The organism is Desulfobaculum xiamenense, from assembly GCF_011927665.1.
GTDB lineage: Bacteria > Desulfobacterota > Desulfovibrionia > Desulfovibrionales > Desulfovibrionaceae > Desulfobaculum > Desulfobaculum xiamenense.
This window is the reverse complement of sequence record NZ_JAATJA010000004.1, coordinates 93026-114828: the sequence shown is the minus strand read 5'-3', so window position 1 is coordinate 114828 and position 21803 is coordinate 93026. Positions and strand designations below refer to the sequence as shown.

Sequence of the window (21803 nt, the reverse complement as noted above, 5' to 3'; positions counted from 1 at the left end):
GCGTCCCCTGCCGGAACATGTTGCCTGCTTCCAATGGCGGGCATATATCTTCCGAAAAGCACAGACGGCGTCCGCCGCCGCAAGGAGAACCGCCATAGCCTCGAAAGTCCTCGGCAACACCCAGAGTCTCAAGCCCAGCCAGCTCAAGGCCGTCGCCCGCCTCTACCAGCGCCGCTACCCCCACGAGGGCGGCATGACCAACGACCAGGCCCGCGAACTCGCGGTGCTCTCGCGCGGCATCGGCCGCCAGATCGGCGTGCTCATCGACCGTCAGGGCAAGCCGTCCATGGTCATCGTCGGCGAACCGGGCGGCATCTTCATCCCCGACATTTCCGGCGAACGCCGCAGCCCCGGCAGGCTGCGCGGGCTGCGCCTGCTGCACACCCACCTCACGGACGAGGCGCTCACCGAGGAAGACCTCATGGACATGGTCTTCCTGCGGCTCGACGCCGTCACGGCCCTCACCGTGGACGACATGGGCTCCCCGCGCGACGTGCACGAGGCCACGCTCCTGCCGCCCAATCCCGAAGGCCGCGCCTACGACATCACCGGCCCCACGCCCTACCACCGCGTCACCACCAACTACCTCTCGCGCATCGAGGCGCTGGAGGACGAGATGGGTCGCGCGGGCGCAGCCGCATCCGGCTCGACGCAATCCGGCGGACGCCGCGACAGGGCCATGCTCGTCAGCGTATCCACCGAGGCCCGCGCCGCGCAGGAAATCTCCCTTCGCGAACTGGCGGACCTCGCGTCCACGGCGGGCGTGGACGTGGGCGGCACCATGATCCAGCGCGTACGCGTCATGAATCCCAAGACCATCCTCGGCAAGGGCAAGCTCGCCGAGCTTGAGGTCATGGCCCTTCAGGAAAACGCGGGCGTGATCATCTTCGATCAGGAACTTACCACGGCCCAGATGCGAAACCTCGCCGACATCACCGAACGCCGCATCCTCGACCGCACGCAGCTCATCCTCGACATCTTCGCCCAGCACGCCACCTCGCGCTCCGGCAAGCTGCAGGTGGAGCTGGCCCAGTTGCAGTACACCTTGCCCCGGCTGGTGGGAAAGAACCGGGCGATGGACAGGCTCATGGGCGGCATCGGCGGACGCGGACCCGGCGAGACGAAGCTCGAAGTGGACCGCCGCCGCGTGCGCGAGCGCATCACCCGCATCAAGAAGGACCTCACGGAGCTTCGCAAGCGCCGCAAGGCCACGCGCACCCGCCGCGCCAAGGCCGGGCTGCCCGTGGTAGCGCTGGTGGGCTACACCAACGCTGGCAAATCCACCCTGCTCAACACCCTCACCAGCAGCACCGTGCTGGCCGAGGACAAACTCTTCGCCACGCTGGACCCCACCACCCGCAGGCTGCGCTTCCCCGAGGAGCGCGAGATCATCATCACCGACACCGTGGGCTTCATCCGCCAGCTTCCCGACGAACTGAAGGAGGCCTTCCGGGCTACCCTCGAAGAGTTGGAAGCCGCCGACGTGCTCCTGCACGTGGCCGACGCGGGGCACCCGGAGCTTGAAACCCACGTCGCCGCCGTGGAGGACATCCTGCGCGAAATGGACCTGCACGAAATCCCGCGCATCATGGTCCTCAACAAGTGGGACAGCCTCGACGACGAACAACGCATGCTGGTGGGCAACATCTACCCCGAGGGCATCCCCGCCTCAGCCATCGACCGCCCGAGCCTGCGCCCGCTGGTGACGGCCATCCTCACCGCCGCCTTCCCGGGCTGGCACGAGGCCGACGCCGAGGACTGGGCGCAGGAGGCCACCGCCGTGGACGAGGGCGACGACGAAACCGAGCAGTGGGAACGGGAGCTTCCGTCGGACGACGAAACAGCTGACGAGCACGGCCGCTAGAACGCGCACCGCAGGAAGGGACGACACGAAGCCCTAGGGCACAAGGCCCCGCAAATCGGCGAGGAATCTCCGCATGACGGGAAGATAGTCGATGTGTTCGCGCGCGGCGGCTGCCACCTCCGCGCGCGACGCGCCGCGTGCCCGACGCGCCCGCTCCAGCGCCTCGCCCCACGCCCAGTCCCGCTCAAGGGGCATGTACCACGGGAAATCCGCCGGGAATGCCGGGTCCGCGCATCCGGCCACCACTGGCAGCCCCCGGGCGAGGGCGTCGCGAACCTTGATGGACGAGGCCTCGGCCAGCCCAGCCCGATGCATGGCCATACTGCCGAAGCACACGTCCGCCGTGGACAAAAGCGCATCGAGAGGCGCAGGCTCAAGAATTCCATGCCACGCCACGCGTGGCGTTCCAATGACCAATCGCCGCAGGTCCGCGTCCAGCGCCCCGGCCAGATGCAGTTCGAACGGCTCGTGCCCGGCGTACTCCGCCATACGCGCGAGCACCACGTCCAGCCCGTGCCACGGACGAAAGCGTCCGGCCACCATCACCAACCGCAGGGCGTCCCCTCGCACGTCACCAGCCAGCCGGACGCGCTGCGCGTGGATGGCGTTGGGCATACTCAGCCACGCCAGCCCGCCAGCGCGTAACGCCTCGGCCCGTGCTATCTCCGGGGTGACGCCCACCACGCCGAGGCATCCCCGCTGCCGCCGGGGTCCGGTCACACGCTCGATCAGCGCCCCCATCCGACTCTCAAGCCCCAGCTCACGCACGGCCAGCGTGTGATGCACGAAAAGCACGTTCTCCCGCCTGCGCATGGGCCGCGCCCATATCTCGCCGGGGTAATAGCGAGCCAACACCACGTCGTACTCCCCAGCCAGCGCGTCCACCACACGGTTGAAGGCCCCCCGCGCCGGGGCGAGATTCAGGGTCAGCGCGCGCCCGGCCATGCCAATGCGCCCCACCCCGCCGCGCCCCGGCGGAAACAGCCCCGTCAACCACCCCGGCACGTCCGGAGCGATACGCCGCACGCCGTCGCGCCCGTAGCCCTCCTGCCCCGAGACCACGAACACGTCCCACGCGTCGCCGTCCAACAGCCGCGCGGCCACGGCCTCGTCGGCCCGCTGCCGTGCCACGCCGGGGTAGTATTCCACGCTCAAGGACACATGAGCTACGCGCACCCTTCGCCTCCATCCGCCACCTGTAACCGATTCCCCGTCAGACTCACGACGCCCCCTCTGCGGCCTCGTGCCGCGCAATGCCGAGGGCGGCAAGGCTCTGCCGGGCGTCGCGATGGTCGGGCACGGCGTCGAGGGCGCGGCGCAGAAGCGTCGCGGCCTCGTCCCGGCGTCCCTGACCGGCAAGAATGACCGCCATGTCCGTCAACGCGTCGGCGGAATACGGATTGATGTCGAGGGCACGGCGCAGGAAGGCCACGGCCTCGGCCGCCCGCCCCCGCGCGTATGCGGCCTCGCCCCGCGCGGTGAGCATGCCAGCGTCGTCCGGCGCGAGGGCCAGCGCCTCGTCGAGCATGCGCGCCGCCGCCCGCTGGTCCCCACCGCGCGCGGATTCCTGCGCCATGGCAAAGAGCACGGCGGCCCGCTCGTCCGGCGCATGCGCCCCGGCACGACGCGTCTCCAGCCACGCCGCGCGTGCGGCGCGCTCCACGTCGAGCATGGCGAGGCGCAAGGACGCCTCGGCATCGCCCGGATAACGCGCCAGCACACGCTCAAGGCGCACCCGCGCGGCGTCGCGGTCCTCACGCTGGCAGGTCCGGCGGGCCTCCTCCACAAGCGCCTGCCGCCACTGCGCGGCGTCCAGCCGGTACAGGCCAAAATCGTACGGGGGAGCCTGCGGATCGGCGGCGGGCACGCGAAACAGCCGCTCCGGCAGGTAGGCCGCGCCGGTACGGCGGCTCACGGCGGCGGCGTCCCACTCGTCGCGCACGCGGTACGTGAAGAAAAGCAGAAGTTCCGGCGGATCGCGCCGCATCTCGGAGACGAGCCAGTCCGCATAGCGCAGCCGCGCCCCGTGCCCGTAGAGGAAAAACGTGGCCCGGCCGATGTAGAAACGGTCCGCGTAGAGATACAGGGCCGGATGGTCGCCCCAGACCAGAAGCCGCTCGCCCTCGCGGGCCAGTTCGCGAACGGCGGTACCCACCTCCCGCGCCAGAGCGAAAAGCCCCCACATGGAGGTGGTCCCGTCGGGATTTCGCCCTTCGCGCTCCTCGACGGCGAAACGCCGCAGGCGCAGCGCCAGCCACCCCGCCTGCGCAAGCCCCACGCCAACGAGCGCCCACCACGCCATGCCCCCGGTCTGAACGGCCCAGTGCGCTCCGGCACCGGCCAGAAGCGCCACGGGGAGCCACAGCGGATTGAAATGCGGCGTGAAATAGTTCTGCTGCACCTGCTGCATGCCAACGAGCACCGCACCAACGCCAATGAGCGCCGCCGTGGCCCCGTCACCACGCAGGGGCCAGCACACGAGCCACGCCCCGGCAACGCACAGCACACCCCACAGGTCGCGAAGGCTCCAGCGCAGGTTGCGCCACGCGAGAAGCCCCCGCCGCCCGCGCGAGGTGGCGCTGTTCACTCCGAGGTAGCTGTCCCCGGCCTCAGCGATGCCGTACTCCCACGAGTTGAAGGCGCGGTTCCACAGCTCCCGCGCGCCGATGACGCCAAGGCGCTCCAGCACGTAACCCGCGTACTCGGCCAGCGGCGTCACGAGGTTGATAAGGTACTGGCGCGGCGAGCACTTCTCGACCAGCGGGATGAGCGCCAGCGGGGCGAGCATGATGACGGCGAAGCCCACGGCGTAGGTCCACAGCGCCGTCCACGGGCCGGGCAAGAAGGGGAAGGCCAGCGGCACTACCACCGCCCACGCCAGCGCGGTCAGCTTGATATGCACCATCCACCCGGCCATGAGCCCGGCCCCGAAGAAGGCCAACGCGCCCACGTCCCCGGCATGGCCCAGAAGGGTGAGGCACAACGCCAGCGGCAGCAGAAAGACGTGTTCGCCGTAGGTGAGGGAGAATAGCGTGGACGGCGCGGCGCAGGCAGCGAGAAATGCCAGCCCCGCCCCAAGCCCGGCCGCGCGCCCCCACAGGGCGTCCGCAGCCAAATACGCGGCGCAGGCAGTGGCCGTCAGCCACCATGCCTTGCAGGCGTAGAAAAACGCGGCGTCGCGGCGTCCGGCGATGCGCGCGGCCTGCGCGGCCAGCCACTCAATGCCGAAATAGCCCACTGTGTGCAGTCCGCCGTGCCATAGCCGCGCCCCGCGTCCCTGAAACGCGGCGAGGAAGAACCAGTTGCCGTCGTCCTCGGAAAAGGCCTTGCGCCGCCAGCCACGCAGGGCAAGCCAACCGAGGGTCACGATGACAAGGCAATCCATGAATGCCGTCACCGCGCGCCTCCGCCGTCGAACTCCACACCGAGTTCGCGCGCCCACGCGGCGAGCATCGCCCCACGCCACAAACGTTCGGCGTAGGCTCCACCGCCAAGGAAGCGTTCGGCCTCGCGGCGCAGGGCGGGCATGTCGAACATGGGCGGGCCGTCGCCGTGGAGTACTCCGCGCAGCCAATGCGGCGCGGCGCGAAGCCACGCCGCATCCGGCGCGACAAAGCCGATCTTGTCGCGCCTGTCGAGGATGGCGTCCGGCACGATGCCGTGCAGAGCACTGCGCAGCACAGCCTTGCCCCGCGCATCAGCTCCAACGAGGTGCCCCTCGGGCAGATGGAGCAGGAACCCAGCCAGTTCCGGGGTCAGAAAGGGCAGACGGCTTTCCACGGAATGGGCCATGGAATTGCGGTCCTCATAGCGCAGGAGTTCCGGAAGGTAGGACGCAGTCAACGCGTCGAGACATGCCGCGCGCAGGTGGTCCGGACCGTGCGGGGCAGGCGCGGGATGCGGCAAGGCCCCGCGCTCGGCCAGCCAGCAGGCATCGACCCAGCGCGGCAGCAGGCGCAGGGCGGGAACGGCGCGGGCCACGCGCTCGGCCCACGGCGGCAGCAGAAGCTTCCCAGCGCGAAGCACAAGCGCCGCCCCGCTCACGTCCGGCAGAGCCAGCGCGGCCCGCCACAGCCGCACGGCCTCGAAAATTTGCCAACGAGAGACAAGCGACGCCATGCGCGACGCCACCATGGGGCGATACCCTGCGGCCAGTTCGTCAGCTCCCTGTCCGTCCAAGAGCACGCGCACCCCGGAATCAGCCGCCGCAGCCATGACCCGGTACTGGGCGTAAACGCTGGCCGAACGCACCGGCTCGTCGTGCGCCCGGATGAGGTCCGCCATGTCCCGCCCAAGGTCGGCTGGTTCGGCCATCACCACATGTATCCGCGCCGCTGCGGCCTGCGCGGCCGTCCGGGCATGCCCAATCTCGGAAGGCGCATCCTTCCCGGCGTCGAAACTGAAGGCCGAGAGGTCCGCGTCCGGCGCATGATGACGCATGGCCACGAGCACCGCCGAGGAATCCAGCCCGCCCGAGAGCGCCGCGCCGACGGGAATGTCGCTTCGCATGTGCCGCGCCACCCCCGCGAGGAACATGCCGCGCAGCACGGCTGCGGCCTGCATAAAGCCCATCGTGGACTGTGGCGCGGGCGTCGGGTCGAACCAGCGATACGGACCGGAGACCACAGCCGCAGGCACGGTGACCGTCAACAGGTGTCCGGCCGGGAGGCGTCGCACATCGGCGAAGAATGTCCGCTCCCCGCCGTCCGTGGGTAGCCCAGCCAGATACCGCCCCACCTGTTCCGGGTCGGCCGCGCGCACCACGCCGTCGAGGGTGAGCAGGGCCTTCGGTTCCGAGGCGAAGGCCATGCCCCCCGGCCACGCGCACCAGTACAGCGGCTTGATGCCGAAGGGGTCGCGCGCGAGGAGTAGCGTGCGGCGGTGGGAATCGTAGAGCGCGAGGGCAAACATGCCTTCCAGCTCACCAAGGGCGGCCTCGCCGCGAAGCGCCAGCAGGCGCAGGAGCACCTCCGTGTCCGAGGTGGAGCGGAAGGTTTCGCCCGCGCGTTCGAGGTCTTCGCGCAGTTCGACGTGGTTGTAGATTTCGCCGTTGTAGACGATCCAGTAGCGGCCGTCCGGCGTACACATGGGCTGGCGCCCGGCGGGAGACAGGTCGAGGATGGACAGGCGGCGGTGGCCCAGTGCGAGGCCAGCGCCGTGTGCGCCAAGGTTCTCCCGGCGCACGGCCGGGGCGTACGGCGCATCGAGAGACCACGCCGTAGCAGGCGTGGCGGGACCGCCAGCGAGACACACACCGCTTCCGTCTGCACGGAACACGGCATAGCCCTCGTCATCCGGGCCACGATGCGCCAGCGCATCGGCCATGCCCGTAATGCCGCCAAGGCGCGCCCAGCCCGCGCCGTCGGAAACGATTCCCGCAATCCCGCACATGCGCACTCTCCAGAGATTTCGGAGGATTCCACAGACTATCGGGCAGGCCGAGGCAGGTCAAGGAGGTCCGGCGCGAATCATGGGCTTCCGAGACAGCGTCGCACCGCCCCCCGATTCCCGGCAGCCGCCGCGTCAGGCGCACTTCCGGACGAAAGACGGCTTCGCGCCACGTTCGGGACGTCCCACGCCAGCCGCGCCACTGTTGAACCGCATCGTGCGCATGTGCTAACGTACGGGAATGGCCGAGTATCCATCTTCAGACCACTCCCAACGTCCCGCGACGGTGGCGAGCGTCACCCCGCTGCCGCTCTCGCGCGACAGCCGGACCATGAAGCAGGCCGCCACCGTTGCGCGGCTGAGCCTGCGCTCCGTCGTGGTCGAGGGCGCACCCGGCCTGCCGCTCCCGCAGTCTCTCGGCCTCGCCACCCGCACCGCCGTCGCCCGGCCGGACACCGGGCGCGGGGCGCTGGCCGTGGCCTCGCGCTACCTGTGGCGGCTGGGGGCGGCCACCTATCGCGCCACCCCGCCAGACGCCGCGCTCTACCACCTGCACGCGCCCTACCAGTTCCCGGCGGTCTACGCCCGCGCCCGGCGCACCGGCGCGCCCATCGTCTACGACGCGCACGACTTCTACACGGCCATGGAACGCCCCGACGCGGCGGGCATGGCCGAACGCCTCGTCCTGCACCCGCTGCTGGCCCGGCTGGAAGCCGCCTGCGTGCGCCATTGCGCCGCCCTCATCACGGTCTGCGACGGGCTGGCGGACCTCTACCGCGAGCGCTACGGACGCGAGGCCACGGTCATCCGCAACTGTCACGACGCCCGCCTCGACGTCGCGCCATCCACGGGAATCCGCGATGCCTGCGACGTCGGGCCAGACGTTTTCCTCGTGGCGGTGATCGGGCAGGCCAAGGCCGGACGCCCAACCGACGCAGCCCTCGCCGCGCTGACAGCCCTGCCAGAGCACGCCCACATCGCCCTGCTCGGACGCGGGCACGAGGCCATCGCCACGGCCGCCCGCATGGCGGGCCTTGCCGGACGCGTACACGCCCTGCCGCCCGTGGCCCCTTGGGAAGTGGTACCTTTCGTTTGCGGCGCCAACGCCTCGCTCATCCTCTACACCCCCATTTCGCAAAACTACCGCTTCTCACTGCCAAACGCGCTCTTCCAGTCCCTCGCCGCAGGGCTGCCCCTGCTGTACCCGGACCTGCCGGAAATCCGCGCCGTGGCCGAACCGCGCCATTGCGGACTGGTGATCGACCCTACGGACAGCGCGGGAATCGCGAGCGCGCTCGCACGCATCATGGACGACGCCGCGCACGCCGCCAGCCTGCGCGAGGCCGCGACGCGGGCCGGGCACGAACTCTCGTGGGCCGCCGAGGAATCGCGGCTTTCGGAGCTCTACGCCCGCCTGCTTGGAGGCTCGCCATGATTCTCGGCTTCAACGCGAGCTTCGACCCCGGCTACGCCATCGCCCTTCGCCCGCACGACGCGCCGGGCTACCCACTCGTGGCCGACGGCCTGTGGGGCGTGACCCCCTCGGGACACGGACTGCGACTTCGAATGCAAAACGGTGCTCTAGAGCGGCACTATCCCGGCATCGGCTGGCGGGTGAACCCGGCCCACACCGCATGGTGGGGCCTTGTAAACCTCACCATCGGACTTTCGCGGGGCGACGCCGAAGCCCTCGACCGCACCCGCGCCGCCGTGGCGTGGCTCGCCGCCAACGCCCGCGAGCACAACGGATTTCCCGCATGGACCTACGACTTCGACTGGTCACACATGGGCATGACGCTTCGCGCCCCGTGGGCCAGCGCACTGGCGCAGGGGCTGGGGGCGAGCCTACTTTTCCGCGCGGCGCGGGCTGCGGGCATGCCGGACCACACCGCGCTGGCCATCCGCGCCCTCGACGCCCTGCGCATCGACCTGCGCGAGGGCGGACTGCGGACCGAGCTGCACGGCACGCTCTGCTTCGAGGAATACCCCACCCCAGAGCCCACCGTGGTGCTCGACGGCTTTCTCTTCGCCCTCGTCGCCTGCGCGGACCTCGCCCACACCACGGGCGACAGCTCGCTACTCGACGATGGAATAGCAGGACTGGCGCGACTACTGCCGGTCTGGGACTGGCGCGGACGCTGGAGCCGCTACGGCGCGCACGGGCCGCTGTGTTCCCTCGAATACCACCAGTTGAACCACGCGCTTCTGATCACGCTGGACGCCATCGCTCCGGGCCACGGCCTTGGTTCCGTGGCCGAAGGCTGGACGCGCCACCGCACATCCCCGGCACTTCGCGCCGCCATCCTCGCCGCCTACTACACCACGAACGTCCGCCACACCCTCGGCCCCGGCGGAGGGCTTGCCGCCTTCGCCCTGCGCAAGCTGCGCGAAATGCGCCCCCCGGCCGCGAAGGAGGACATCGCATGACGCATCCGAACCTGCCCCGCCTCGCCCGCGCCGTGTGGAGCGACCCGCAACAGGCGGTGCGCTTCGCCAGAAACCGCCTCGCCAGCGCCCGGTACTTCGTGCCCGGCGTGCTCACGGCCCCGCCGCCAAGCGTGGTCTACGTGGCCGTCAATTCGCGCTGCAACCTGCGCTGCCGCATGTGCGACGTGGGGCTTGGCGAGACGGACACGCCCTTCCACGACAAACTCGCCGGACCGCACCGCGACATGGGCATCGACGAATTTCGCGCCCTCGTCGATTCGGTGTGCGACCACGCGCCGCTCGTCTCGCTGACGTCCACGGAACCGCTCCTGTGGCCGCATCTGGAAGCCGCCCTCGCCCACGTGGCCAGCCGCGACATGCACGCCGCCATCACCACCAACGGCTACCTGCTCCCGCGCATGGCGGCCATGCTCGTACGCGTGGGCCTGCGCACGCTCAGCGTGTCCCTCGACGGGCCGCCGCGCATCCACAACGCCGTGCGTGGCGTGGCGGATTCCTTCCAGCACGCAACGGAGGGCATCCGCCTCGTGCAGGAGGAAAAGGCCCGCCTCGGGCGCACGTGGCCGCAGATCACCATCAACTGCACCATCACCGCCGACAGCCACGCCCACATCGCCGCTCTGATGCCGCATCTGCGCTCCCTGCGTCCGGACCTCGTGACCGTGTCGCACATGAATTTCGTGACCGACGAACAGGCCGAAATGCACAACCGCCTCTTCTCGCGCATCGGGACCAGCCGCCCCATGTGCACGGCGGGCGTCAACCCGCGCGACGTGGACCCAGGCACCCTCGCCAGTCAGCTTGCCGAGATGCTCGCCGCGCCGCTCGACGCGCCGGTCCTCCTCACCCCACCACTGACGACGTCGGACGACATCGCCGCCTACTACCGCGAACCGTTCAGGCACTTCGGGCACCGGACCTGCTTCATACCGTGGAAGCATGCGCAGGTGCTGGCCGACGGGCGGCTCACCGTGCTCACGCGCTGCTTCGATGTCAGCTTCGGCAACGTGTTCGAAACCCCGCTGCCCATCCTGTGGAACGGCGACTCCATGCGCACGTTCCGGGCGGCACTCAAGGCGCACGGGCGGTTTCCGGCCTGCCTGCGCTGCTGCGGGTTGTTCTGACCATGTGTGGCATTGCGGGATACGTGGGCGGCTCCGGCATCCCCCGCGAGCGCATGCTCGCCGCGCTGGCGACACTGACGCATCGCGGCCCGGACGCGCAGGGCCTATGGACCGCCCACGAGGTGGGGCTGGGGCACAGGCGGCTGGCGGTCATCGACCTCTCCGACGCAGGCGTGCAGCCCATGCGCCTCGGCCATCTGACCATCGTCTTCAACGGCGAGATCTACAACTACATCGAACTGCGCCACGAACTGCGCGAGCTGGGGCACACCTTCCGTACCGGCACGGACACGGAGGTGCTGCTGGCGGCCTACGCCCAGTGGGGGCGCGACTGCCTGCCGCGCCTGAACGGCATGTGGGCCTTCGCCCTGTGGGACGAAAGCGAAAGGCAACTCATCTGCGCGCGGGACCGCATCGGCGTGAAGCCCCTCGTCTACGCGCGGCGCGGCGACACGCTCGTCTTCGCCAGCGAGGCCAAGGCCATCCTCGCCATGCTCGACGCGCCAGTGGCCGTCAACACCGCCGAGGTGGCGGCATGGCTTGCCAGCGGCTACTCCCACTCGGACGACACATGGTTCGACGGCATCCGAAAGCTCCCGCCCGGCCACTGGCTCGCGGCGACGCCCGGCCCGGACGGCCTGCGTGTGGACATCCGCCGCTGGTGGCACATCCCCGAGGAAACCAGTGCCCACGCCACCCCACAGGAACTGCGCGCCCTCCTCGCCGACGCCGTGTGCCTGCGCCTGCGAAGCGACGTGCCGCTCGGTTTCCACCTCTCGGGGGGGACGGATTCCTCGGGCGTGGTGGCCCTCGCGGCCTGCGCTGGGCACGCGCCGCATACCTTTTCCGGCCACTTCCCGGACGCGCCGGAGCTCGACGAACGCCCCCACGTGCAGGCCATGCGCGAACGCCTCGGCCTCGCCCACCGCGAAACCCTCATCACGCCCGAGGCATGGCGACGCAGCCTCGGCGAACTGATCCGGGTGATGGACCATCCCGAGGCCGGACCCGGCGCGGTGAACCAGTATCTGCTCAACGCGCTCATGCGGGAGAATGGGGTAGTGGTGTCGCTTGGCGGGCAGGGTGGGGACGAACTCTTCGGCGGCTACTGGCACCACGTGCCAAGCCACCTGCGAAGCCTCGCGACGCGGGGAATGCGCGGCCGCCTCGTCCGGGAACTGGCGGGCCTCGCCACAAGCGGAACCTTCCTGCGCGAGGCCCTTGGCGCGGCGCTTCGCCGTCTGCGCGGGCAACACGCCTCGCACGGACTGCTCGCGCACGATGTTGCTCCGGCGACGAACTCCGCCCATGGCTGGACGCGCCCGGAAATGGGCATGGCCAAACGCCTGCGAGACGACGTGCTGCACTATCTGCCCGCGCTGCTCCATGTGGAGGACCGCACGAGCATGGCGTGGTCCATCGAATCGCGCCTGCCGCTGCTGGACTATCGGCTGGTGGAATACGTCCTCGCCCGCGACTCATTGGACCACATTCGCGGGCCCAGACTGAAGGTCGTCCTGCGCGAGACCCTCGCCCCGCTCCTGCCGCCCACCATTACCGCGCGATGCGACAAGCGTGGCTTCAACGCGCCGCTTGGCGCATGGTTCGCGGGACCGCTGGCCGACTGGACGCGGCGAACGCTCCTCGGCCCGGACGCCATCGCGACCGGAACACTCCTCGACGCAAGCGTCGTGGCCCACGCACTCGACACCCACGCCCCGCCCCGGCGCGACAACGCCGACGCCATCTGGAAGGCGCTAGCCATCGAGGCGTGGCTTACGGCCTACCGTCACAGGCTCCTGCTCTAGCGCCCCGGCGCGGCGTTCCACTCCGGCGGCTCATCCCCGATCCACTCGAACATAGCGGCCCAGATATTGGCCCCGTCCTTGTACTTGGTCAGGCGATATCCGCGCTGGGCAAAGGCCTCGGCATACGCCGAATACGCCGTGTCGAAACTGTGGCGCGACGGCGCGATGACGATGACGGCAGGGGGCAGGGCGTCCAGCACGGCCAGCGCGGCCTCGGCCGGAGCGGTCTGCCCGTAGACCGCGCCCCACCCCATGGGCACGCCATCGCGCACGATCTCCGGCGCCCGCGCCAGCAGCACCGGGCGCTGGAAGGCCGCGTAGAAGATATGCGGCACATCGGCCTTGCGCACCACCGTGAGCACGGAGTGATTGCTCTCGCGCACGCGCACAAGCTCATCATGATTGCGAAACACGAGGAAGACGCCAAACGCCGCCACCGCGAGGCACACCACGGCGGCCGTGCTGCGCGAGACGTCCGGCTGCACGCGCTGGACCGGCGAAAACGTGGTGGCCAACGCCACACACATGGGCAACAGCAACGCATCGGCATAGCGCAGGTTCCCATAGGGAAACACCCCGGCCACGCCACCCGCCGCCGTGACGACGAAAAGCAGAATCAGATACGCCCACACGAAAAGCGCACGACGGCTCAACCGCCCATCGCCAAGGCGCGAAAAGGCGACCACAGCCACGCACCCCGCGCACACCCCGGCCAGTATCTTGAGCATCATGAGGTTCCCGCGCATGGTCAGCACGCCATCCACACTCTGGCGGAAGGCCTGCAGAATCATAATCAGCCCGCCATGCACCACGAAGCGCGCCACGCCAAGCACACCGCCGTCCGAAAAGCCGGAGGAGGCCAAGAAATAGGCACGCATGTCCGGGCGCGCATCGTGACCGAGGTTCGCAAAGGGAAAGGCGTACCACAGCGCGGCATGCACCACGAAAAACACGGCCAGCGGCCACATGGATGCAAGCGCCCGAACCACCGGCCCCACTCCGCGCATGCCGGGCTCGCGCACGAGGCGCACGGCAAGGGCTGCGGCTCCCCCCACCCCCACGGGCACCAGAATGGTCACGTTGGAAAAGAAGGCCGCCGGAACGAACAGCAGAGCATGGGCCACGGCCTCCCTCCGCCCAAAATCGCGCTCCGCAAGGGTCAGAAACACAAAGAACAGCCAGCAGGCCACGAAAAAGCTCACCGCGTAGGTAACGCTCGCATAGCCGGACACGTAGAGGCCATGCGTGGAGAAGGCCAGAAGCCCGAGGACCACGGCGTGCAATTCGAAGCGCTCCGGCCAGTGCCGGGCCAGCCCCTCGCGCACGACGAAAAGCGTCCCCACGCCGACCAGCACCGCAGGCAGGAGAAAACACCACAGTTCCCCGCCGAGCAAACGATACACCAGCCAGCAGACCAGCCGCGTCGGCAGCAGATAGGCCCCGGCCCGAGCGTACTGCCCAAAGGGACCGTCCACGCCCTCCATGAGCGCATAGTCGTCGTAGCCGAAGCCGTCGCCGGTCACCTGCACCAGCCGCGCCCCGACGCCCACACCGAGGATGGCGGCCACGGCCCATGGCCACAGTCCGTTGCGGTTCTCGATCACCTGCCCCCCTCCGCCACGGGCTGCGCCTGCACCGCAAACACGCGCACGGGAGTGCTCGGCTCATGGCTGTAGGCGTACGTCTCGTCCGCCAGTTCGGGATCGTCGGAGCGCGTCTCGCGCACCAATTGCGCCACGATGCGCTCCCCATCCACCTCGCCGAGGGTCACAGGTGCGCTGCCATCGGCATCGAGCAGCAGACGCTCCACGCGCGGCAGGCCCACCGGTTCGAGCCACGTCGCGCCACCGGCGGGCGTGACCGCAACCAGTCGCACGCCATGGCGGCGCATGAACAGCGCGAGCACCCGTGCGTCATCCCCCACGGGCACCGTGTCCCACAGATAGAAAAAGCGCCGCCCCCCGCCGTCCAGCAGGGCCAGCATGGGGTCGAAGGCCAGCACGCCGCCGCCCTCGGCATCGACGATGCGTAGCATGGCGCGCAGGTGGGCGGCGCGAACGTGATTGCGACGCACATCGGGCATGTTCCAGTCCGCAGCCCGCGCGTAGCCCCTGAAGCCCTCGGCCACGGGATGCTCGCCGGGGAAATTCGCCCGGAATCCCAGATCGTGCTTGGAATGCAGCATCACCAGCACCACGGCCAGCATGACGGCCAAAATCACGCGCAGGAGCCCATTCCCGCGCGAACGGACAAGGGCCACGAAAGAGACAGGAACCACCGCCGCCAACAGCATGGCCTCATAGGTGAAGCGTGGATCGGGCATGGCGCGCGCGGCCAGCGCCACCCCGGCGGGCCACAGGACGAGAAGCGTCAGGCTCTCGGCGGTGCGTCCGGCACCGGGGGGAGCGTCATCTCCCGCACGGACGAAACGCCGCCGCACAAGGCGCTCCACGGCCAGCGCCAGCCCCGCGCCCCACGCCGCGCTCATCATGTCCGCCGTCCGAACCTGCCAGATGCGGCGCAGATAGCCGAACAGCCCGGAATTCCACACATCGGCCACGCGCTCCCCAAGCATGCCCGCCAGCCCATCCACGGCGATGCGCCCGCCCGCGTCGAAATCAATGTCCAGAAGCAGCCGCGCGGCCACCAGCGCCCCGACGCCGCAGCCCGCGGCGGCCACGGCATTGCCCCATGCGAATTCGCGAAACAGCACGCGCCAGCCGCGCATCCTCCCGCGCCACAGCCACAGCGCCCACAGCGCCGCGTAGCCCGCCATACCGATGAGAAAGGGAATGTGGTTGATCACCGCGCACAGCCCAGCCCACAGTCCCACGGCGGCGAGCCTGCCACGGCCAGCGCACGCCATGAATCGCGCCGTCATGAGCGCGAGGACCGATACGGCGGCCAGCCCGGCGGCGTCGTAGCGCGCCGAGGAGCCGACATAGCAGAACGAGCGCAGGAACAGGAACATGTAGCCCACGCACGCGCAACCCACCACGGCCACGCTCACATCCGCCACGCGCAGCGGACGCGGCACGGCCACACACACGGCGGCGAGGCACAAAAACAGCGCGCACGCGTTCAGAACCCGCGCGACCAGCCGGGCGCGGGGAATGCGCTCCATGGGCGGGGTCACATCCATGAGCGCACCGTAGAGGTACTGGGTCAGCGGCATGAGCACGGCAGGCGGCATGCGCCTCGGCTCGCCGTCGGCGAGATACCCGAAACTCGGATGCCCATGGCGAAAGCCCGTGAGGGCCATGGTCATGGACATGGTTTCGTCGGCGGTGTTTGGCGTGTCGATGGTCGGCTCGTAGGCGTAAAGGAAGCTCGCGGCGAGGCTCGCCAGCGCAAGGCCTACCCACAGCGCGGCCCGCAGCGCCCGGCGTATGCCCATTCCCGCAGCGGTCATCGCCGCCTCTCGCCCACGCACAGAAGCGTCAGCCCCACGGGCACGGACAGGCCCCGGCGCACCAGCCAGCGCTCCCCGCCCATGGCCGCGCCCAGAAGCGTCTCCACCACTCGCGGCGGGTGCGAAATTTCGGCGGTGGTCCGGGGGGCGTCTCCACCGCGCAGGCGGTCCCACAAGGCGAGGACGAGAGCGGGCAGAAGCCCGGCGGCGTTGAAATAGGTGCCGCGCAGATTCACGAACCCGGCCCGGCGCAGCATGGAGCGCATGGCGGGCAGGGTGAAGCGCCGCTGGCCCATGCCCGCCCGATCGTGCCCGCGCATGAGACAGGCGAAGGCCGGTTCCGTCACCAGCAGCGCGCCGCCGGGGCGTAGCAGTTCGCGCCCCTGCGCGAGGACCTCTTCCGGGTCGGCCACCCACTGGTGATAGAGCACGTTGAACATGGTCAGCACGTCGAAGCTGCCGGGCCGAAACACCGACGCCGCACGCATGGCGTCCCCACGCACGAGGAGCGCGCCCGGCTGACGCGAACGCGCCAGCGACAGGGCATGGGCACAGAGGTCCAGCCCCACGGCGCTCCCGCACAGACCGGCCAGCAGGGGCAGATTTCCACCGGTGCCGCAGCCGAGGTCCAACGCCCAGCAGGCCCCGGCCGCGCAGCGCCCGCGAAGCATCTCGCGCACCAACTCCCGACGCGCCACGAACCACCAGTGCGTGTCCTCCACCTCGGCCAACCGGTCGTACAGCTCCTCCCTCACGGCACCCTCCCGACGACATCCCCCGGCAAGGCGCAGATCCAGCCTTCGGCGGCCAAACGCACCAGCAGCGCGCGATAGGCCTCACGCACCTCGGGCCGCCCGCAGTAGTGGGCATCGGGATGGGTGTTGATCACGAGCACCCCGCCGCAACGCGCCAGCCAGCACACCTTGGGCCACCACCAGTCGGTCAGCGCCTGCGGCCGCACCCCGCCCGCCACCAGCGGCGCCTCGAAGGGCAACGTGCAGGGCATTTCCACCAGTCCGGGACGCATGCGGAAGGGCCATACATCACCCACCCCGCCATGCCCGCCCGGACACACGAAGTCGTTGTCGAGGCAGGTCAGGTCGTAGTCGAAGAATTCCTCCAGCACGTCAAACATGGTCCGCGTGCGGTACCAACTCGGCCCCCGGTAACCCCGAATCCCGTAGCGCTCGCGGAAAGGGGCAAGGGCGTCGAGGGCATGACGCAGGGCGTCCGCCGCCAGAAAAGCCTCGTCGTTGTCATGGGTCAGCCCGTGCAGGCCGATCTCGTGCCCATGACCGCGCAGGTGGTCCAGCCGCGATGGGTCCGGCTCGGTGCCCGGCACAACGTTCCACAGGGCGCGCCACCCCAGCGACTCGTCCACGGCAGCCAGCTCGTGGGCACGGGCGAGACCGTCGGCGGTGTCGCAATCATGGGTGAGGACCACGGTGCGCGCCAAGGCCGACGGCCCACGCAGCGCACGCAGGACCAAGGCGCAGCCCGGATTGTGCGGCGTAACCGGATGCGCACGGTGCGAACCCCGGCCCCGAACAGCCAGCACGGCCCCGGCCAGCGCATTGCGCAGCGGTCCCGGCAATCGGTGGTAGTGGAAGGGCAACCGCGCCGAGAGCGGACGGACATGCTCCGGACGGTAGGACTCGTCGTGCAGCATGCGTTCCCATTCATCCCGCTTAAAGGCGCACTGCGCGCCGCCCTCGCCGTTCTCCCACACCAGCGCCAGCCTGCCGGTGGGAAATTCACCGAAGAAGACCACGCGGGATTCGTCGGCAGGAACCGCCCGTTGGTCCACCAGCCCGGCGCGGAAGGGAATGAAGGCCCGCATGCCGTCCATCCACAGCTCCCGCGCAAGGGGCGCCGGTCCGGGTACGATCTCCAGCGCGTAATATTCCCGAAATCGCCTGTCAGCAGACATCACCGCCCTCCCCGGCGCTGTCGCGCTCAATGAACCAGTTGGGCCGCCCACGGGCCTCGTCGAGGTTGCGCCACAAGTATTCGCCGAACACGCCGAGCATGAAGAGCTGCGCTCCGCCAAGCACCAGCACCGCCACCATGAGCGACGCCCAGCCTTCCACCCGCACCCCCTGCCCGAGCGCCAGCCACACCACCCACAGCGCATGGCAGAATCCCGCCAGCGACGAGGCGAGCCCCAGCCACGTGGCCGCCTTGAGCGGCAGGCCGGAAAAGGCGATGAGCCAGTCCTTGGCCAGAAGCCAGCGCGTGCGAAGGCTCCACTTGGATCGTCCGCTGACGCGGGGCCTGCGCACGTAGTCCACGCTGTCCTGCGCGAAGCCAATCCACGCCAGCAGCCCGAAAAGCGAGGTGTTACGCTCGCGGCAGGTGCGCACCGCGTCCACCACGGCCCGGTCCAGCAGGTAGAAATCCGCCCGCGAGAGGTCGATGCCGCCGTTGCCACCAGTCAGAAGCCGCAGCAGCAGATAGAACGCCCGCGCCGTCAGCACCCGCGCAAGGCCCTCGTCGCGACGCTCGCGAAGGGCCCACACCACCTGCGCGCCAGCCCGCCACTTGGCCACCATCTCCGCCATGGCCGCCGGATCGTCCTGCCCGTCGGCCGCGATGCAGAACACCGCATCCCCCCGCGCATGGGCCAGCCCGGCCCGAAGCGCCGTATGGCTGCCCGAGCGGCGTGACAGACGCAGGCAACGCACCCGCGCGTCGCCTAGGGCGGCCACGGCCCCGAAGGTGCCGTCCGTGGAGTGGTCGTCCACCACCACGACCTCCACAGAGCAGCCCTCGGCGGCGGCATCGAGCATCCCCAGCACCGCGGGCACGGTGACGGGAATGTTCGCGGCCTCGTTGTAGGCCGGGATGACCGCCGAAAGTCTCATGCATCAGCCTCCGCCAGCCGTCGGGCGGGGATGCCCGCCCATGTCTCGTCCGGCGGCACGTCGGCGAGGACCACCGCGCCCATGCCGACCAGCGCCCCGTCGCCCACCTGCACACCCTCGCGCAGGCGGCAGCCCGCACCGAGGTAGCAGCCTCGCCCAACAGTCACGAACCCGGCCAGCACCGCCCCGGCCGCGACGATGGAATACGCTCCCACCCGCGTATCATGCGAGACCACGGCCCCGGCCATGATCAGGCAGTGGTCGCCGACAACAGCCCCCGGCCCCACAAAGGCCCCGGGCATGACCAGCGTGTTGACGCCAAGCTCCACGTCCCGCGCCACGCTAGCGTGGGCATGGACCAGCGTGGCGAAGCGCCCCCGCGCAAGGCCGAGTCCGTCGATGATGTCAGCGCGCTTGCGATAGGTGGCCGGGCTACCCGGCACCGCCAGCACCCGCACGTAGGGCATGCGCGACAGCCACTCCCGCCCGCCGAGAACCGGCACGCCGCAGCACTCGCGCTCGTGGGTGTCGGGGTCATCGTCCACGAAGCCCGCCGGGCGCGCCACCGCCCCCGGTCCCAGCATGCAGGCCAGCGCCTCGCGCGCGTTGCCGCCGAAGGGGAAAAGCAGCACGTCATCCGACACCGCGCACCTCCCGCGCCACGGTCTCCACGTCCGCCTCGCTCATGCCGTTGAACATGGGCAGAAGCACCACACGCTCCCGCGCATCCTCGGAATGCGGGAGGCGAAGCCCCGTGCGGTAGGGCGGCTCCGCGTGGGCGTTCATGACCCCGGGCCGCGAGGCGACCCCACGGTCCAGCAGGCGCTGCATGAACTCGTCGCGCCCGACGGGAGCGTCCGGCATGAGGCGCACCGGATAGCTCATGACGTTCCAACGGGCGTGGCGCGGCTCGCAGGGCAGACGCAGCCAGCCAACACCGGAAAGCGCCTGCTCGTACAGGGCGCGCAGACGCCGACGCCCCTCGATCATGTCATCCAGCCTGCCGAGCTGCACCACGCCCACGGCGGCCTGAATGTCCGTCATGCGGTAGTTGTAGCCGGTGGTGACGTAGGACTCGATGGTCACCCTGCGCGCGCTGTGGCGCACCGCGTCGGACACGCTCATGCCGTGCTGGCGGTACAGTCGGAAGGCCGCGTCCAAGGCCGCGTCCGCCGTGGTCAGCATGCCGCCGTCGCCGGTGGTGAGAATCTTGCGCGGATGGAAGGAAAAGCACGCCGCCGCGCCGTGGGGCCTGCCCACAGGGGCGAAGCTCGCTCCGCCGTCCACGGACAGGGCGCTTCCCGCCGCGCCGGCCGCGTCCTCCACCACGGGCAGCCCGAAGCGCCCGGCGATGGCGAGGATGCGCGTCATGTCGCAGGGCATGCCAAGCTGGTGCACGGGCAGCACAGCCGCCACCCGCCCGGCGCGCCCACCCCCGCAGGCCCAGAGCGGGCTTTCGGACGGCAGCCCGCCGCGCGTGGCGAAATCGTGTCGCAGCACGCCGTCGCGCAGGGCGCAGTCCTCCTCCAGAAAGCGCTCAAGGGCCTCGGGCGACATGTTGAAGGTCTCCGGCTCCACGTCCACGAAGGCCGGTTCCGCGCCGCAGTGGCGCACCGCGTTGGCCGTGGCGATGAAGCTATGGCTCACGGTGACGACGACGTCGCCGGGCCGCACGCCAACGGCCAGAAGCGCCATATGTAGCGCCGTGGTGCAGCTGGATACCGCGCAGGCATGCGTGGCCCCACAGCGCTCAGCAAAGGCCCCCTCGAAGGCCACAACCCTCGGCCCCTGCGTCACCCATCCGGACAGGATCGCCTCGCGGGCGGCGGCCGCCTCCTCCTCGCCAAGCCATGGTCTGGCAACGGGTATCATCACCATTCCTCCCAGTTGCGTTCCGGAGCCTGCCGCGCCAGCGCCTCGGCCCCGGCAGGATGCCGAGCGAACCATTCCACGGTACGCGAAAGCCCCTCGCCGAAGCTCACCTTCGGCTCCCACCCCGTCAGGGACCGGAAGCGCGAGGCGTCGGCCAGCAGGCGGAGCACATCGCCGGGGCGCTCGCGCGTGTGGGCCACCACGGCCTCGGGATTGCCCACGGCCCGCACCACGCGCGCGCACAGTTCGCCAATGGCCATTTCCCGTCCGCTGCCCACGTTGAGCGTCAGCCCGACGCAGGCGTCGCATTCCGCCGCAAGGGCCAGCGCCTCGGCCACGTCGGTCACATAGGTAAAGTCGCGCGTCTGGGTGCCGTCGCCATGCACGGTGACGTCCAGCCCAGCCATGGCCCGCACGATGGACTTGGGGATGACCTCCCCGGCGTCCCCGGCGTGGTGCGAGCGCGGACCATAGGCATTGAAGGGCCGCACCACGGCCACCGGCAGGCCGTAAGCAGAATGGTAGGCCCGTGCGCTGGCCTCACCCGCCAGCTTGGATGCGCCATACACCGTACGCGGTCGCGCGGAGTGGGCCTCGCTCATGGGCACGCTTCGCGCGCTGCCGTAAATCTCGGACGAGGAGCAGTGCACGAAGCGCGCGCAACCAGCCCGCCGCGCGGCCTCAAGCAGCAACAGCGTGCCTTCGGCGTTGACGCGATGGTTGGCGAAGGGATGGGCCAGCGAATGCCGTACCCCGAGGCAGGCGAGATGAAAAACGACCTGCACCCCGTCCACGGCGCGGCGCACGTCGAAGGGGTCCACCACGCTACCCCGAGCAATCTCAAGCCCGGCGCGTCCGGCCTGCGTGCCGAGGTTCTCCGCGCTGCCGTTGGAAAAGTCGTCCAGCACGCGCACCCTCGCTCCGCGCTCCAACAGCGCGTCCACCAGATGCGAGCCGATAAATCCCGCCCCGCCCGTGACGAGGCACTGCCGTCCTTCCAGTTCCATGCCCTCTCCTCGCGCG

At 70.0% G+C, this 21803-nt stretch carries 16 protein-coding genes; 5 read left to right on the top strand and 11 right to left on the bottom strand.

The window, feature by feature from the left end; genetic code table 11:
* Window positions 1-193 precede the first annotated feature (193 nt).
* Window positions 194-1864, top strand: coding sequence for a GTPase HflX (gene hflX, locus GGQ74_RS14530; RefSeq protein ID WP_209280218.1), 1671 nt, complete (start codon window positions 194-196; stop codon window positions 1862-1864).
* A gap of 33 nt (window positions 1865-1897) precedes the next feature.
* On the opposite strand, the gene GGQ74_RS16540 is transcribed toward hflX, so the two are convergent.
* From GGQ74_RS16540 to asnB (GGQ74_RS14515), 3 genes are read right to left on the bottom strand one after another with little or no spacing between them, the layout of a single operon-like run.
* Window positions 1898-3040: a glycosyltransferase gene (locus GGQ74_RS16540; protein WP_167942319.1), complete on the bottom strand. Its 1143-nt coding sequence runs from the start codon at window positions 3038-3040 to the stop codon at window positions 1898-1900.
* 43 nt (window positions 3041-3083) lie between these two features.
* Window positions 3084-5261, bottom strand: coding sequence for a tetratricopeptide repeat protein (locus GGQ74_RS16535; protein WP_167942318.1), 2178 nt, complete (start codon window positions 5259-5261; stop codon window positions 3084-3086).
* Window positions 5258-7255 carry an asparagine synthase (glutamine-hydrolyzing) gene (asnB, locus tag GGQ74_RS14515; protein ID WP_167942317.1) on the bottom strand — a complete coding sequence of 666 codons (1998 nt, stop codon included), beginning with the start codon at window positions 7253-7255 and terminating at the stop codon, window positions 5258-5260. The genes GGQ74_RS16535 and asnB (GGQ74_RS14515) overlap by 4 nt, the downstream gene beginning before the upstream one ends.
* 238 nt (window positions 7256-7493) lie before the next feature.
* Here asnB (GGQ74_RS14515) and GGQ74_RS14510 point away from each other — a divergent pair, with 238 nt between their 5' ends.
* From GGQ74_RS14510 to asnB (GGQ74_RS14495), 4 genes are read left to right on the top strand one after another with little or no spacing between them, the layout of a single operon-like run.
* Window positions 7494-8687: a glycosyltransferase gene (locus tag GGQ74_RS14510; protein ID WP_167942316.1), complete on the top strand. Its 1194-nt coding sequence runs from the start codon at window positions 7494-7496 to the stop codon at window positions 8685-8687.
* A complete protein-coding gene (locus GGQ74_RS14505; protein ID WP_167942315.1) occupies window positions 8684-9679 on the top strand; it encodes a D-glucuronyl C5-epimerase family protein in 996 nt (331 codons plus the stop codon). Before GGQ74_RS14510 ends, GGQ74_RS14505 begins: the two co-directional genes overlap by 4 nt.
* Window positions 9676-10824, top strand: coding sequence for a radical SAM protein (locus tag GGQ74_RS14500; protein ID WP_167942314.1), 1149 nt, complete (start codon window positions 9676-9678; stop codon window positions 10822-10824). The genes GGQ74_RS14505 and GGQ74_RS14500 overlap by 4 nt, the downstream gene beginning before the upstream one ends.
* A 2-nt stretch (window positions 10825-10826) precedes the next feature.
* Window positions 10827-12632 carry an asparagine synthase (glutamine-hydrolyzing) gene (asnB, locus tag GGQ74_RS14495; protein ID WP_167942313.1) on the top strand — a complete coding sequence of 602 codons (1806 nt, stop codon included), beginning with the start codon at window positions 10827-10829 and terminating at the stop codon, window positions 12630-12632.
* Here asnB (GGQ74_RS14495) and GGQ74_RS14490 read toward each other — a convergent pair.
* The 8 genes from GGQ74_RS14490 to GGQ74_RS14455 are packed head-to-tail and all read right to left on the bottom strand — an operon-like array spanning window position 12629 to window position 21787.
* Entirely contained in the window at window positions 12629-14236 is a 1608-nt protein-coding gene (locus tag GGQ74_RS14490) for a hypothetical protein (RefSeq protein ID WP_167942312.1), read from the bottom strand. The two genes, asnB (GGQ74_RS14495) and GGQ74_RS14490, sit on opposite strands and share 4 nt — an antisense overlap.
* Window positions 14233-16044 (bottom strand): hypothetical protein, encoded by a 1812-nt coding sequence (locus GGQ74_RS14485; RefSeq protein WP_167942311.1) that lies wholly within the window; start codon window positions 16042-16044, stop codon window positions 14233-14235. The genes GGQ74_RS14490 and GGQ74_RS14485 overlap by 4 nt, the downstream gene beginning before the upstream one ends.
* Window positions 16041-16799, bottom strand: coding sequence for a methyltransferase domain-containing protein (locus GGQ74_RS14480; RefSeq protein WP_167942310.1), 759 nt, complete (start codon window positions 16797-16799; stop codon window positions 16041-16043). The genes GGQ74_RS14485 and GGQ74_RS14480 overlap by 4 nt, the downstream gene beginning before the upstream one ends.
* The gene (locus GGQ74_RS14475) at window positions 16796-17974 is read right to left on the bottom strand and encodes a polysaccharide deacetylase family protein (protein WP_167942309.1); all 1179 of its coding nucleotides are present in this window, start codon (window positions 17972-17974) and stop codon (window positions 16796-16798) included. The genes GGQ74_RS14480 and GGQ74_RS14475 overlap by 4 nt, the downstream gene beginning before the upstream one ends.
* Entirely contained in the window at window positions 17964-18908 is a 945-nt protein-coding gene (locus tag GGQ74_RS14470) for a glycosyltransferase family 2 protein (RefSeq protein ID WP_167942308.1), read from the bottom strand. Before GGQ74_RS14470 ends, GGQ74_RS14475 begins: the two co-directional genes overlap by 11 nt.
* Complete coding sequence (locus tag GGQ74_RS14465) at window positions 18905-19552, bottom strand: NeuD/PglB/VioB family sugar acetyltransferase (protein ID WP_167942307.1); 648 nt, start codon at window positions 19550-19552, stop codon at window positions 18905-18907. The genes GGQ74_RS14470 and GGQ74_RS14465 overlap by 4 nt, the downstream gene beginning before the upstream one ends.
* Complete coding sequence (locus GGQ74_RS14460) at window positions 19542-20780, bottom strand: DegT/DnrJ/EryC1/StrS family aminotransferase (protein ID WP_209280217.1); 1239 nt, start codon at window positions 20778-20780, stop codon at window positions 19542-19544. The genes GGQ74_RS14465 and GGQ74_RS14460 overlap by 11 nt, the downstream gene beginning before the upstream one ends.
* The gene (locus GGQ74_RS14455) at window positions 20780-21787 is read right to left on the bottom strand and encodes a dTDP-glucose 4,6-dehydratase (RefSeq protein WP_209280216.1); all 1008 of its coding nucleotides are present in this window, start codon (window positions 21785-21787) and stop codon (window positions 20780-20782) included. Before GGQ74_RS14455 ends, GGQ74_RS14460 begins: the two co-directional genes overlap by 1 nt.
* Window positions 21788-21803 lie beyond the last annotated feature (16 nt).

What these genes read in the sequence shown, in the direction of transcription:
- GGQ74_RS14500 (WP_167942314.1), top strand. Translation starts at nt 9,676, where the DNA reads ATGACGCATCCGAACCTGCCCCGCCTCGCCCGCGCCGTGTGGAGCGAC.
- GGQ74_RS14510 (WP_167942316.1), top strand. Translation starts at nt 7,494, where the DNA reads ATGGCCGAGTATCCATCTTCAGACCACTCCCAACGTCCCGCGACGGTG.
- hflX (WP_209280218.1), top strand. Translation starts at nt 194, where the DNA reads ATGACCAACGACCAGGCCCGCGAACTCGCGGTGCTCTCGCGCGGCATC.
- GGQ74_RS14470 (WP_167942308.1), bottom strand. Translation starts at nt 18,908, where the DNA reads ATGAGACTTTCGGCGGTCATCCCGGCCTACAACGAGGCCGCGAACATT.
- GGQ74_RS14455 (WP_209280216.1), bottom strand. Translation starts at nt 21,787, where the DNA reads ATGGAACTGGAAGGACGGCAGTGCCTCGTCACGGGCGGGGCGGGATTT.
- GGQ74_RS14485 (WP_167942311.1), bottom strand. Translation starts at nt 16,044, where the DNA reads ATGACCGCTGCGGGAATGGGCATACGCCGGGCGCTGCGGGCCGCGCTG.
- GGQ74_RS14475 (WP_167942309.1), bottom strand. Translation starts at nt 17,974, where the DNA reads ATGTCTGCTGACAGGCGATTTCGGGAATATTACGCGCTGGAGATCGTA.
- GGQ74_RS14460 (WP_209280217.1), bottom strand. Translation starts at nt 20,780, where the DNA reads ATGATACCCGTTGCCAGACCATGGCTTGGCGAGGAGGAGGCGGCCGCC.
- asnB (WP_167942317.1), bottom strand. Translation starts at nt 7,255, where the DNA reads ATGTGCGGGATTGCGGGAATCGTTTCCGACGGCGCGGGCTGGGCGCGC.
- asnB (WP_167942313.1), top strand. Translation starts at nt 10,827, where the DNA reads ATGTGTGGCATTGCGGGATACGTGGGCGGCTCCGGCATCCCCCGCGAG.
- GGQ74_RS14505 (WP_167942315.1), top strand. Translation starts at nt 8,684, where the DNA reads ATGATTCTCGGCTTCAACGCGAGCTTCGACCCCGGCTACGCCATCGCC.